The 14,124-nt window shown below is 69.7% G+C and carries 8 protein-coding genes; 2 read left to right on the top strand and 6 right to left on the bottom strand.

Features of this window, described 5'->3' with window-relative positions; all coding sequences use genetic code 11:
- Positions 1 to 7 precede the first annotated feature (7 nt).
- Positions 8 to 1,237, top strand: coding sequence for a nucleoside triphosphate pyrophosphohydrolase family protein (locus tag WMF33_RS44545; protein ID WP_437334267.1), 1,230 nt, complete (start codon positions 8 to 10; stop codon positions 1,235 to 1,237).
- A gap of 1,050 nt (positions 1,238 to 2,287) precedes the next feature.
- Here the strand turns inward: WMF33_RS44545 and WMF33_RS44540 are convergent.
- Entirely contained in the window at positions 2,288 to 4,405 is a 2,118-nt protein-coding gene (locus tag WMF33_RS44540) for an FtsX-like permease family protein (protein ID WP_437334266.1), read from the bottom strand.
- Positions 4,406 to 5,152, bottom strand: coding sequence for an ABC transporter ATP-binding protein (locus tag WMF33_RS44535; RefSeq protein ID WP_437334265.1), 747 nt, complete (start codon positions 5,150 to 5,152; stop codon positions 4,406 to 4,408).
- A 146-nt stretch (positions 5,153 to 5,298) separates the two neighbouring features.
- Between WMF33_RS44535 and WMF33_RS44530 the strand changes: the two genes are divergently transcribed.
- The gene (locus WMF33_RS44530; protein ID WP_437334264.1) at positions 5,299 to 7,242 is read left to right on the top strand and encodes a multicopper oxidase family protein; all 1,944 of its coding nucleotides are present in this window, start codon (positions 5,299 to 5,301) and stop codon (positions 7,240 to 7,242) included.
- Between the two features lie 21 nt (positions 7,243 to 7,263).
- On the opposite strand, the gene WMF33_RS44525 is transcribed toward WMF33_RS44530, so the two are convergent.
- From WMF33_RS44525 to WMF33_RS44510, 4 genes are all read right to left on the bottom strand, one after another.
- Positions 7,264 to 8,757, bottom strand: a complete 1,494-nt coding sequence (locus tag WMF33_RS44525; protein ID WP_437334263.1) for an outer membrane protein transport protein — start codon at positions 8,755 to 8,757, stop codon at positions 7,264 to 7,266.
- Positions 8,758 to 8,786: 29 nt separating this feature from the next.
- Complete coding sequence (locus tag WMF33_RS44520; RefSeq protein ID WP_437334262.1) at positions 8,787 to 10,613, bottom strand: acetyltransferase; 1,827 nt, start codon at positions 10,611 to 10,613, stop codon at positions 8,787 to 8,789.
- A gap of 19 nt (positions 10,614 to 10,632) precedes the next feature.
- Positions 10,633 to 12,489 (bottom strand): hypothetical protein, encoded by a 1,857-nt coding sequence (locus WMF33_RS44515; RefSeq protein ID WP_437334261.1) that lies wholly within the window; start codon positions 12,487 to 12,489, stop codon positions 10,633 to 10,635.
- Between the two features lie 273 nt (positions 12,490 to 12,762).
- Positions 12,763 to 14,055, bottom strand: a complete 1,293-nt coding sequence (locus WMF33_RS44510) for a ketopantoate reductase family protein (protein WP_437334260.1) — start codon at positions 14,053 to 14,055, stop codon at positions 12,763 to 12,765.
- Positions 14,056 to 14,124 lie beyond the last annotated feature (69 nt).

Below are 14,124 nucleotides of genomic sequence, written 5' to 3'. Positions count from 1 at the left end.
GGTGCCAATGTCGCGACAAAAGCCTCACGTAGTTCTGCCGCCAGAAATCACAAGCCGCGCGACGGTCACGATCCAGGGATATCAGGATGCAGCTCACCGGACGGACAGGATTGACCGAGACGATCTTGGTACGCCGATCCTTGGCCTGTTTGGCGAGATCGGGAGCCTACTGGCGGCGCTTAAGAAGAAGCGTCGCGAAGGCGAGGCGTATGCGACATACGACGCAACGATTTTAGAGGAGCTTGGCGACGCACTCTGGTACCTGAGTGCCGTCGCCTCGCACGCGCACATTCGCCTGGCGTCACTGGCTCAGCGCGTACTTCGCAGCAATTTTCACACTTGGGACGAAGAGGCCGACAATGCCGAGCTTACATTCGGCAACGTGCAGAAGCACCTCACGAAGGGCACCGAGAAGGAGGTGACAATGGCGGCAGCGGAACTCGCCGCCTGCGCCGGCGACCTTGTCGAGGCGCATCGAACCGGCAAGCTGAACGGTAATCGTGACGCGATCTCGGGCCGCCTTCTCGGAATCCTGCGAGCCCTCGTTACAACGGCTGATGCCGCGGGTGTCGATCTTGATGCGGCGGCACGCGGCAACCTGGAAAAGACGTTTAGCCGCTGGCCGCTCGCTGACACGCCATATCCGGAACCGATTCCACCCGATCGCGATTTGCCGCTGAACGAGCGACTTCCTCGCCAGTTCCGGATGCTGATCAAGGAGCACACGGTCGGCGGAAAAACATACGTCCTTCAGAAGCGAAACGATGTGATTATCGGCGACCGACTCACGGACAACAAATCCCAGAAGGACGACTACCGATTTCATGACGTGTTTCATATCGCTAACGCTGTTCACCTGGAATGGTCGCCTGTTTTACGAGCTCTGTTTCGTGTGAAGCGAAAGAGTCGTCCGGAACTCGATGAGAATGAGGATGGCGCACGGGCGATTCTCGTCGAGGAGGGTATCGCGACATTTGTATTTGGACGCGCTTTGGAGCGCAAGCTGTTCGAGGGTCTTAAGAATCTTGACTACGACCTTCTGAAGCTCGTTCAGGACCTCGTTCGTGGCTTCGAAGCTGATCGCTGTGCTGCCTGGCAATGGGAGCGCGCGATCCTAGATGGCTTTAAAATATTCAGAGAAATCATCAAGCCCGAGAACCGTGGAGGCTGGGTCATCGCCGACCTCGACAAGCACACACTCGACTTCGAGCCCGGCCAGGACAACGAGCCGTCGTAGTGCGTCGGCCCGAGTACTTTGCGCCGCCGTGGCGGCGGCTGCGCTCTGGCGACGCGATGCGGATGGGCCCGGGTTCGAGGCTTCGGTAGCCGTTCGGCCGAGCCAGCATGACGCCACGCAGGCCAGGGCCATAAGCTTGCCGTGCGATGCGAGAGCGACGGCAGAGCGCCGGCAAGCACGGTGAGGTCGGACAGAGGGATCCCGAGGTGACGACCGAGGAACGCACGCGCCGTCGCCCTCGGGGATGAGGACGGGGCTCGTCTCGTGCACGAAGCGATCGGCCGGCTGCTCGATGAGACGCCTCGTGGAGCACGTCGTCGCGGTTGCGCACGGGCACGCCGCAGTTCACTAGGACGGCGCGCAGCAGTTTGCTCTGGCGAGGACCACCCCAAGCGTTACCTCGGTACGAGGTGTTGGTTATCAGCGCGTCGGGGGGCGTTTGGCTCCCTCTGCGTAAGCTGCTCATCCAGCCCCTCCGCGAGCTGCCGGCCGACGCAGGTAGAAGAGCTGCCGGCCGCAGCGGACGATCTGGGGAGGCGTCGGGCTAGACTATTGGCCGGAGCTTGCTAGCCCGTCCGGTGCTGGGCGCAGAACGAGAAGCTTGCCGATCGCCTCGTGAACGATCCGGGCCGCCACGTCGTCCCCGAGCGCGACAGCACGGGTGAGCGTCTCGGTGGGCGAGGCGACCAGCGTGGTCCGAGCCGACAGGGTGGCCAGGGCGAAGTCCCCGACCTCTGGGCTCGCCGGTTGAGCCCGGGCTGGGCCCACGTCTTCCGAGGGGGTGCGATCGGTGGTTTGGTGCCTCCAGAATCGCGGTACAAGCAACGGATCGCGCGCATTTGCCCTCGTAAAATCGTTGCCCAAGGACTTCCTGGTTCTGTGACGGGAAGGAGTGAGTGCTCGCGCGAGTTCGCCCCACACCGCGCGACACACCGGGTCTCCTCTTGCCGGGCAGCTCGGCAATACCCTCGCATCTCAGGACGAACCCGGCGACGGGGTCGCAGCCCCCACGGCCGCCCCGCCCGCCACCGCGCCCCCCGCCTCCGCCCCCTACTCGTACTGCACCGACTCCGCCGCGTTGCTCCGCCCCGCGCTCCGCGCCGGATACAGCGACGCGAACAGCGCCACCGCCGTCGCCCCCAGCGCCGTCAGCACGCCGTACTCCGGCGGTATATGGAACTCGACCTCGAAGCTCGACACCGTCCGCAGCGCCCCCAGCGCCGCCGACCCGAGCGGCACCCCAAGCAGCACCGCCAGCGCCCCGCCCAGCGCGCCCACGAGCGCCCCCTCCATCAGCACCATCCGCCGGACCTGCCCCGCCGTCATCCCGAGCACGCGGTGCAGCGCGAGCTCCCGGCGCCGCGCGTGTAGCGCCAGCACCATCTGGTTCGCCACGCCGATCGCCGCGAGCACCGTCGTGAACCCCAGGATCATGTCGAAGATCACGAAGTCCCGCCCGGTCGCCTTCCGGCGCACCGCCTCGATCTCGACCCCCGTCTGCATCCGCACGTCTCTCGCGCGCGGCACGTCGGCCAGGAGCTCGTCCCAGGGCGGCGTCGCGGCGCCGCCCCGCGCCGCCTCGGCCCCGGTCACCGGATCCGCCAGCGCCACCGTGTGCCCGATCGCGAGCGCGTACGGCGAGATCACCGTGAAGTCCGCCGCATCGATCACCGCGTACGTCCGCAGGTTCCGGTACGCGCCGGGCGCAGGCACATAACCCAGATCGTCCGTGACCCCGACGACCTCGAACCGCCGCCCGCCCGCGCTGCCGCTCACCTCGAGCAGATCTCCGGCGCCCACGCCGAACCGCCGGGCCATCATCGTGGACACGATCGCCTTGCCCGGCCCGAAGCTTCGGGCGACCGCGATCGACTCGGCCCGCCCGGTGGCCTCCGCGAGCGCGAGGAGCTCGTCCCCCGGGACCGCGTACACCACGTTGGGCCACGGCGTGCGGCTCGAGAACCGCGCCGCGACCAGCCGCGGCGGCAGGCTCGGCAACAGGCGCTGCGCATGCCCGAGCGGCTCGTCCGGGTAAAGGAACGCGTACGGCGCGAGCGCCCGCCCGGCCCAGGCCGAGACCTCCTGCTTGAGCGCCGCCGTGGCGATGTGCAGCGCGAGCAGCAGGGCGAAGACCATCATCACGCCGCCGACGCTCCAGGCGAGCTCGTGCCCGCTGTGCTCGACCCGGCGCCGGAGCAGCAGGCGCTCCGCGGCCCAGCGGCGCGGCGCGAGGCGCACGGCGAGCGCGCCGAGCCGCGCGACCAGGTCCGGGACGAACACGATGGCCGCGAGGAACGCCGCGCACACGAGCCCCGCCTCGACGACGAAGAAGGCCAGCATCGGCACCGAGTCCCGGAAGAACGGGCGGAGCAGGCCGTAGACGAGCACCATGAACGGCAGCGCCAGCAGCGTGATCCCGCGCAGGCGGCGCCGCTGCTCGGCCCCGCCCTCGAGGAAGCGCGGGCGCAGCGCGCGCGCGATGTCGACGCGGAGCGCGTCGCGCACCGGGCGGAGCACGCCGAGCAGCGCCGTGAGGGCGCCGGTGCCGCTGACGAGCAGCATCGCGCTCCAGGGCAGGCGGATCGCGTAGAGCGGGATGCGCGCGCGGCCGGTCGTCGTGATGCCCGCCTTCGCCGCGAGGTACGCGAGCGGGATCGACCCGAGCAGGCCGAGCGCCGCGCCGCCCACGCCGAGCAGCAACGCCTCGAGGACGAACACCGCCGCGACCTGCGGGGGCAGCGCCCCGGCGCTGCGCAACAAGGCGATCTCGCGGCGGCGGCGCTCGACGGCGACGTTGAACGTGAAGAACACGATGAGGGCGCCGACGAGGAACGCGGAGAGCGAGCCGAGGCGGATCGCGGACCGCATGATCTCGTAGTCCTCGTGCGTCTCCTCCTGGGCGTCGGCCGCGGCGATGACCTCGCCGTTCGGGCGGAGGCCGCGCAGAGCGACGGTCTGCTCGGTGAAGACGGGGAGATCGGGGTTGGTGACGAAGCTCCGCGCCTCGACGGCGCGCGTGCCCACGTCGAGGATGAGCACGACGTTGACCGTGGCCGTGCCGAGGGCGACGCCGAGCAGGGCGGCCATCGCGCCGAAGCGGTCGGCGCGCAGGTTGCGCAGCGCGAGGATGCGGACGAGCGGCTGGAAGAGGGCGCGGAGGAGGAGCATTCAGATGCCCAGCTCTTTCAGCCGATCGTGGACCGCGGCCGAGGTGACGGCGGGGCCCGCGAGGGCGGCGTCGTGCAAGAGGAGGCCGTCGCGCATGAACACGACCCGGTGCGCGCGGGCGGCGTCCTCGGCGTTGTGCGTGACGAGGAGCATGGCGCTGCCGGCCTCGCGCAGGGCGTCGGCGAGCAGCGCCATGATGCGCCGGCCGGTCGCGACGTTGACGTTGCCGGTCGGCTCGTCGGCGAGCACGAGCGCGGGGCGGCGGACCAGCGCGCGCGCGATCGAGATGAGCTGCATCTCGCCGCCCGACATCTGCGAGGGCAGGTGCTCGGCGCGGGCGCGCATGCCGACGCGGTCGAGCATGCGCGCGGCGGCGTCGTGGTCCGGCGCGGCGCCGTCGATGAGGTAAGGCAGGACGATGTTCTCGTAGCCGGTGAGCGTCGGGACGAGGTTGAAGAACTGGTAGACGATGCCGACGCGGCGGCGGCGCAGGAGGGTCCGCCCGTGCTCGTCGAGCGCCGCCATGTCCTCGCCGAGGACGTGGACCTCGCCGCGATCCGGAGACTCGAGGCCCGCGACGCACGAGAGCAAGGTGCTCTTGCCGACGCCGGACGGGCCCATGATCGCGCACATCTCGCCGGCGTGGATGTCGAGGTCGACGCCCCGGAGCACCTCGATCGGCGTCGCGCCGAGCGCGTGGGACTTGTGGAGGTTGCGGACGCGGAGGACGGGTTGATCGGAGCTCACGGGAGTATCGCTACCTGTCTACCGCATCTGCGCGCGGCGTTCACCTTACATCCTGCCACTGGCCGCATTCGAGCCAGCGGGTGACCGTCTTCGGCCATCGGCGTCCGGCGCGGATCGATAGTGTCGTTCCCGGAGGAGCAAAGCCGATGGGACGAGACGCTTCACACGCGCTCATGCGCGCGGGATCGATCGCGGCGGTGGCCCTTGGGGCCGCGGCGTGCGCGGGCGCCGGCGGAGACGAGGAGACGGGCGCGACGCCGGTGTCGCCGATGTACGAGGATCCGCCCGAGCTCCAGCCCGGGAAGGACGGGGCCTACGAGCTCCGCTACGGCCCGAGCGCGGTGGAGATCGGCGGACGGCGGTTCTGTCTCCGCGCGTACAACGGGATGACGAGCGGGCCCACGATCCGCGTCCCGAAGGGCGAGGACCGCAGGATCCACGTGAACCTGCGCAACGACTTCACGAGGAGCGATTTCCGCGAGATCGCGAGCATGATGGGTCACGGGTCGAGGTCGTGTCACGACTTCAACCTGACGAACCTGCACGCGCACGGCCTGCACGTGCAGCCCAACTTTGCGACGGACGACGCCGAGGACCCGTGCGAGGGCGACGGCTGCGCCCCGGACGCACGGTATTTCGGCGACCACGTGCTGCACCACGTGGGGCCGGGGGAGAGCGCCCGATACCGCTGGGACATCGACGAGGACGGGATCCATCACGAGGGGACCAACTGGTATCACCCGCACATCCACGGCTCGACGGCCATCCAGGTCATGGACGGCGCCGCCGGGGCGCTGCTCATCGAGGGGGAGCTCGACGAGCTACCGGGCGTCGCGAAGGCGCGAGAGCGGGTCATGGTGATGACGCAGGTGCCCATCGATCACGAGAACACGGTGCCCCTGAAAGAGGGGGAGGACTGCACCGAGGACAACCTGTCGGTGCTCGACTTCCTCGCGGTCGAGACGCTCCGGGCCACGCTGATCAACGGCAAGCTGAGGCCGCGGATCGTGACGCCGCCCGGGCAGGTGGAGCGCTGGCGCATGGTGTACGCGGGCAGCCCGGACGAGATGGGGATGAAGCTCCACGTCGCGAAGGACGCGGCGTGCTCCGATTTCGACAAGGCGCCCATCGAGACGACGCAGATCGCGCGCGACGGGCTGACGCTCCCGCAGTTGTATCGGAGCGACACGGTGTGGGTGTCGCCGGGCTACCGCGCCGACGTGATGGTGAAGATGCCGGAGCAGGAGCAGACGCTCTGCCTGGTCGGCCGGCGGCCGAACGACCTCCTGGGCAGCGTGATCGCGGTCATCGACGTGAGCCGGAGCGCGGGTGAGCCGACCGAGGTCAACCTGCCCAGCGAGGCGGACGTGGCCGCGCTCGCCCAGCCCACCTCGTGGACCGGCATGGTCGACGGGCAGATGACCGAGGTGAGCTGCGACTCGGTCGAGACCGTGCACCAGAAGGTGGTGCTGCTGGTGCCCACGCCGGGGTCACAGCCGCCCGACCTCAGCTCGGACGTGGCCCTCATGTCGTGCGATCCGGAGGACCACCCGCACCAGATCGATCCCGACGCGCCGGTGTGCCTCTGCCCGGATCCGAACATCAGCTGCCGCAAGTTCGACGATCGGCGGCTGCGGGGCTACCGGAGCGACCGCATCATGACGGTCGGCAGCCCGGAGCGGTGGGAGATCCGCGCGTTCGACGGCCACCCGTTCCACATCCACATCAACCCTTTCCTTGTGTGCCCCAACAAGTCGAACAAGGAGCCCAACTTCCCCCACTGGCGGGACACGATGTGGGTCCAGGTCGAGGACGGGCCGCGCGACGTGATCATGAACCCCCGGAAGTTCACGGGTCAGTTCGTGCTGCACTGCCACAAGCTGAACCACGAGGACGAGGGGATGATGGAGCTCGTGGAGATCTGCGAGCCCGGCGATCAGGACTGCCTGTGTCTCGGGACGGACGAGGACGGCGCGTGCATCCCGCAGGGCGGGTGCCTGCCGGACGACCTGCAGTGCCAGTTCGCGAAGCGCGCCACGGACGCGTACCCGGCGCCGCCGAAGCCGGATCTCGAGCTGTGCGGGCCGTGACCGCGCGGCGATCGGCCTCGATCAGAACACGACCTTGAGGTGTCCGCCCACGGTCGTGAGCACCAGCGTGTACTCCCCGTTGCCGAGGTCGTAGTCCGACTCGGTCACCGTGCGCGGCAAGATGCCTTGCACGCGGACGTCGCCCGAGAGCGATACGCTGTCGCTCACCTTCAAGATGCCGCCCACGTCGCCGATCAGCCGGTGATTGTCCGGCGACGCCACGTCGATCGTGCTGTCCGGCGAGGCCGGCGACTGATAGCCGACCGACGCCGTCCCGACGAACGCCTCGCTGAAACGGTACTTGGCGCCGGCCTCCACCCACACCGTGTCGTTCCACCGGCGCGGCAGGGTCACGGCCACGCGATCGGTGATCCCGAGCTTCGGCTGGGCGAGGTCCGGCGAGGAGGCCGTGACAACGAACGCCTCGATGTCCGAATAGAGCACGTACGAAAGGAGGCCATCGATGCTGAGCTTGTCGTTGACCCGGTAGCCGACCCCGGCCGTGAGCCGCTTGGGGAGCGTGAACGAGAGCTCCGCGTCGCCCTCCACGAGCGGCTTGTAGCGCAGGCCCTGCTCCGCCAGATCCTGCGTGAAGAACGGGTGGTTCATGTCGATCGCGAACTTGCCCTTGTACCGCATCGCGGTGCTGTGCTGGTACGTCAGGCCGAAGCGCAGGTCCTTGTTCGGATTGAACGCGAGCCCGAGGTGGAACGAGGCGCCGTGCGAGAGCGCCTGCTTGAGCGCGATGGGGCGCGCGAGGACGTCGAGCTCGCGCAGCTCGGACGGCGTGCTCGGGCCGAAGTCGTTGTCCTGCTTGAGGTAGTCGAGGCCGTCGTGGAACTCCTTGAGGCTGGCGAAGTCCTGCACCTTCGAGAGCTCGGCCAGGCCGCCGACGTACGACAGGCCGGCGCCGACCGAGAGCTGATCGGTCACCTGGAGCCCGGCGGCCGCCGTCAGCGAGCTCGCCACGATGAACGCCTGCTGGAGCTGCCAGCGCTGCGCGCCGTCCGGGAAGCTGAGCGCCGCGGCATACGGCACGTACAGGCCGACGCCCACGGTGAGGCGCTTCGGGATGGCCGGGATCGCCAGGAACGCGTTGCCCGTCGGCGCGATCGGCGTGGTCGAGACCTGCTCGGCCGGGCCGGTCTTGCCGGGGGCGGCGTTCGCCGGATCGAGCGGGAGCTTGAACTGCAGGGTGTCCGGCGTTTGATAGGTGCCGCGCCGCTCGCGCTCATAGGTGGCGTGGCCGACGATGAGGCCCGCGCCGAGGATGAGCTCCGGCCGCTCGACGCCCGCGAGCGCGGCCGGGTTCCAGTAGACGGCGGCGGCGTCCGCGGTCGTGGGGCCCGAGGCGCCGCTCGTCACCCACGGCGCGTCGATGCCCGAGGCGCGCGCGTCGCCCGCCGTCCGGCAGACGAGGCCTGTCGCGAGCGCCAGCGCGGCGAGCTCACGTCTTTTCAGTCCACTGGCACGCGCGCGGCCGCGGGGCCGCGGGGTCGGCAGAGCTCCTGTCATGACACGGGTCCTCACGGTGGGGGGGCCGATCACTGGATCCGGGTGAGGGTGAGCGAGAGGCGATGGGCGCTCGGCTTGTCGCCGATCCTGATCTCGTAGCGGCGCCCCTCGTCGTCCGCGAAATACAGCGTATCTCCTGGCTGGACCTCCACCTTCTCGTGGAGCGCGTCGCCGTCGATCTCCTCGATCGTCGACACCTTCTTCGTGAGCGCGGTGTCGGCGAAGAAGCCCGGGTTCTCGTAAGCATAGTCGCGCACGCGCTCGCCCTCGTCGTCCTTGCGGATGTCGTCGGGCGCGACGAAGTAGAGGTAATCGCGCTGGCCGGCGACGCCGCTCTCGGTGCTCGGCTGGTAGAGATAGAAGTCCGCATCGCCGGCGGCGTTGTTGTTGAGCTCGATCGCCATGTCCTTGAGGACCGCCGGATCCTTCGCGAGGTTCTCCTTGATGCTCGCGACGAGATCCTCGGTCTTCACGCCGACCGGGACGTCGCGGAGGGTCACCTCGAGGTCGGCCTCCCCCTCGGCGAGGCCGCCGTCGTGGAGCCGCGCCTGGGCCACCTCGAGGAGGATGTCCCAGAAGTACGACGGCGGGGGCGGCGGGTCTTCGAGGACGATGCTGCTATCGACGCTGATCTCGGTCCATCCGGTGCCGTCGATGCAGACCTTCACCGGCTGGAACTCGCTCGTGGAGGTGCCCTGGGGCCCGTAGCTCGAGCAATGCTCCTCGATCTGCGCTGCCTTGAGCTCGCCGGCGCGGGCGAGGATGTGCTCGAACTCCCAGAGCGGCTGCTCCCACACGGGCGAGTCGCCGCGCGGCGCGGGCTCCCGGCTCGTGCCGCCCGGCAGGTGCATCGCGCTCTCGGGGATGGCCAGGGTCAGCTCGCCGATGCTGAGGTTCTTGGCGAGGTTGGCGAGCTCGAGCCAGTCCGGCTCGCTGAAGTCGAACAGGGTGTCGATCTGGCCGGGCGTGCTGTTGATGCTCGCGACGTCGGCCATCGTCGCGTCGACCCCCTTGTACGGGAGGGCGTTGACGTTGACCCGGACCGTCATCGTGAAGTCGTCGAGGGCCGCCTTCACCCCGGCGGCGGCCTTGATGAAGCCGGGGTGCTTCGCCCCTTCGGGGTCGTCCGGATCGAGCGGTGTCGGGCCGAACTGCTCGGCGAGGCCGGCGAAGTCGGTGACCACGTCGTAGAGCGTGACGGGGATGGAGTGGGGCGCGACGGGGTAGATGCCGTCCGGGTGCTCGTCGTCCGTCGGTCCTTTCCGGCGCTGGGTGTTCGGGTGGGTGCTGACGAGGTTCTCCAGGACGGCCTGCGACGTGATCTGGACGGGGATGAGCCGCTCGTTGCCGGCCACGCCCACGAGGTCCGAGAGGATCTTCGACGTCGGCAGCCCGACGGCGTTGCCGACGCCGAGCAGGCCCTCGAGGCTCGTGCCGCGGAGATCGGCGTTCTCCGGCGTCATGTTCAGGAGCCCGACGAGGTTCTTCGACGCGGGCGAGAGCGCGTCGATCTCGGCGGGGGGCATGTACATGACCTTGAGCAGCGCGTTCTCGATGAGGGCCGCGATGTCGAGATCGAGCAGCCAGATCCCCTCGAGCGTGGGCCGCGGGATGGCCTTGAGCTCGTCGAGCGTCAGCGTCTTGGCGAAGCGCTTCGCGTCGAACCGCAGGAACTCGAGGGTGAGGGTGCGGCTCTCGTTGACGCCGAGCGCCGGCGGGGGCGGCGGCTGGTCGACGGTGACGGCGTCGACGCAGCCGGGCAGCGCGGCGGAGAGCGCGGCGGCGGCCAGGGGGCCGAGCCGGGAGGGCCGGCGGGGGGAGGGGGCGGCGGGGCGGGTGCTGTCTCGCGCTATCATGATCAGAGCCTCACCATGATCAGAGCTTCTCCACGTCGGCGGTGATCTGCACGGGATCGTCGCCGTCGGGCACGTGGAAGCGCACCTCGTAGACGGCGCCCTCGTCGTCCTGCATGTACAGCGTGGTATCGCCCGGCGGCAGCCGGTATTTCTCGTGCGCGGTGTCGGCGACGCCCTCGAGCTCCTTCTTCGAGACCTTGCTCGCCTCGTCGAGATCCCGGCTCGTGAAGAAGCCGGGCTTTTCGTAAGTGTAGGCGCGGGGGGCGTCCGAGCTTTGATCCGAAGGGCGGAGGTCGTCCTCGGCCACGAAGAACAAGGTCGGCGCGCCGTCGGGCGCGGCGCGGCCGTAGTAGAAGTCGAGCGCGTCGTTGTTGACCCAGTACCGGCCGAGGATGATCTCGGCGATCTCCTTGGCCTGGCTCTGCAGCGTCTCGCGGAGCTCGGCGAGCACCTCCTCGCCTGTCATGCCGATGCCGACGCCATGGAGCGCGTAGACCGGCTCGGCGCTGCCTTCCACGATATCGGGATTGCCGTCGCCGGTCGGGTCGTGGATGGCGATCTGGCCGACCTCGGTGAGCAGTTCCCAGAGGAACTGGGGATCCGGCGATTTGGGCGGCGGCCGGCCCATGAAGGTGAGCGTGTTGGTGAACACCGCCCAGCCCTTCGGATGGCTGCCCTGGCCAATATCGACACCGATCTGGCAGCCATCGAACTCAAAGTAGCACTTCGTGAACTGACGTTCTCCGTAAGTGATGTACGCCGCCTTGCCGACCACGCTCTCGAGCAAGAATGGGTCGATCGTCCAGACGGTGTCCGTGCCGACAGGGGAGTCCGGGTAGTTGCCTTCGCACTCCGGAACCGGTGTGGTGAGCGGGCTGACGCATGACGGAACCGCGCCGGGGAGCTCGCGCAACGAGATACGCATGTCGACCGTCGGCTCCTGGGCGATGCCACTGATCCGAAGCTTCTCGGGGTCTCTGAAGTCGAAGCGGAGCGGTGCGTCGCCGTCTCGAAGGAACATATCGCCGCCGCCGCGCGAGAGATCGATGCCCGAGACGCGGCGCAGCCCGGACTCCGCGACGACGCGCATCTGGAATTCGGGCGAGAGGACATTGCTCTGCGTCGTGAACGTCTCGTCATCAGGGACAAGCACGCCCGGGTGATCGCCCGAGGGGCCGAGTCTCTCGTCGAGCGGTCGGAGATCGTGCAGGGCCTCGTAGAGGGAGACAGCCATTCTAGCGCCGTCCTCCCCGGAGATGGCAGGATGCGTGCCGAGCAGTTGCTGCTGGAGCGCGGGGATGAGCTTCGGTATCGGCACGAACGGGTCGGTTCGAGCAATTCCGAGGCTTTCAGCGAGAATGTCAGCGAAGGAGACCTCGAACAATGTCGGGTTGCCGTCTATCATCCGCTGCAAGTCGGCGAGCGTTGTCCCCGTTACATCGGCGTTGGCGGGCGTCATGGTCAGCAAGCGCACGAGCGCGAACTCCGACGATGTCTGCCACGGCGCCCCAAAGGTCTGGCCGAGCGCGGTGACCGAGCAGTCGTGGCCGGGGTCCACGCTGTCGTTCTGCCACGACATCCCGCACGCCTCCCGGATCTGCTCGAGCGCGCTCTGCAGAAGGCCGGTCGTGTCGACGTTGAGGACTGTGATCTGCTTTGCGCCGTCCTCCCCGAAGACCTGGAGCGCCTTCTCCTTGTCGAGCTCCAGCACGACCGACGGGACCTCCGCGTCGTCGATGCGCAGCCGGAACCGGTTCGGCTCCTCGATCACGGGCCCGCCACCCCCGCCGCCTTCGCCGCCGCCTCCGCCGCCGGCGGCCCCGCTGCCGCCGCCGCCTCCGCCGTCGCCGCACGCGGCGAGCGCGGCGAGCAGCAAGAGGGGAACGCGGCCGAAGGGCGCGGCGCCGCGCCGGGAGGGGAGAGCGAACGGGGAGTGCGTCATGAGGGCTCCTCGTCGAGGGACCTGCTCGAGATCCACAGGAAGAGACGCCCGATGCTACCGAACTTCGACGCGCCGGCGCGACAAAGAGATCGCGCCGCGACGACGCGGAGCGCGCGATCCGCGACGATGCGGAGGCCGGGACACGTCGCCGTGTCCCTCGGCGTGCTTTCGTCTTTTTCGCCGCCGGCGGCCGCCGCGCGCCCCGCGCTACGCGCCCTCGCGATCGCCCGGGGCGTCCGTCGCCGCCACGGACGGCTCGTCCGGCGCGGCCGCGGGGGCGCTCCCTCCCGTCGTGGACGGCTCGTCCGACGCGGCCGCCTGGGCGTTCGCCGCCGCCGCGGACGGCTCGCCCGTCGCGGTCGCGGGCGGCGGCCGGTTCGACGAGGGCGCACCCACGAGCTCGCGCGTCCGGTCGAACAGCGCGCGCAGCGCGGTGAGGCTCGGCTTGCGCTTGCGCGCGGCGATCGCGAGCACCTCCTCGCGGACCGCGGCGTTGATCGGCGTCGGGATGTCGAACGCCGCGCCGCGCTCGACGACCTCGCCGTTCAGGAAGTCGACCGCCGGCGGGCGGCCGCGCTCGATGGCCGCGAGCATCGAGGAGCGCATGCGGCGGTAGCGCGCGCCGACCGCGAGGAGCAGCGCGTGCTTCGCGAACAGGCCCGGCGAGCCCACCGCGGCGCGCTCGGCGTCGGTGAGCGCGATCCAGTCGAGGTCGAGCGTCCCGGCCACCTTCTCGAGGCGCACGCTGGACGCGCGCGAGACCTGCACGGTCTCGGTCATGATCTCCAGCGCGAGGCGGCGGACGAAGCGGTGGCGGAGGAGCGCGCCGAGGCGGTCGCCGCCGATGGTGCCGAGCGACGAGATGGCGCAGTTGATGGCGAGCTTCGACCAGCGCGCGCCGGCGAGGTTGTCGGTGACGGTGGTCGGGCCGATCGCCTCGAGGATGCGCGCGAGCTCGTCGAGGCGCCCGTCGCGGGCGCCGTCGAGCCGGCCGAGGACGAAGCCGCCGCTCGAGGTGCGGTCGTACACGCCGGGCTCGACCATCGAGGCGCCCCACGCGACGATCGCGCCGAAGGTGCGCTCCGGGCCGGCGATGCGGGCGACGCGCTCCTCGCAGAGGCCGTTCTGGAGGCAGACCATCGCGCCCGTCGGGGCGAGGTGCGCGACCACGCTGCGCGCGGCCTCCTCGACCTGCGGCGGCTGCGTCGCGAGGAGGACGTAGTCGAAGGGGCGGGTGTCCGGGCCGAGCTCGCGCACGGCGCGGCCGCGGACGGTGCCCGGGCTCGCCTCGCCGCGCACGCGGAAGCCGGCGGCGTTGATGGCGTCGGCGATGAGGGGGTTCGTGGTGAAGGCGGTGACGTCGTGGCTCTGCTCGAACAGGTGCGCGGCGATGATGCCGCCGATGCCGCCGCAGCCGACGACCAGCAGGCGGGGAGCAGAGGAAGCGCGGGCAGCGGACGAGCTCGGGGCAAGCTCGCCGGGTGAATCGGTGAAGCTCATGCGAGATCCCTTACCACCACTGGGGCGCGGGCTCGACGGGCTCGAGGGGAGCGGGACGGGGGGACGGGA

This window comes from Sorangium sp. So ce394 (genome assembly GCF_051474665.1).
Lineage (GTDB): Bacteria > Myxococcota_A > Polyangia > Polyangiales > Polyangiaceae > Sorangium > Sorangium cellulosum_D.
Note: the sequence above shows the minus strand (reverse complement) of the source record. Positions and strands in the feature narration are given on the sequence as shown.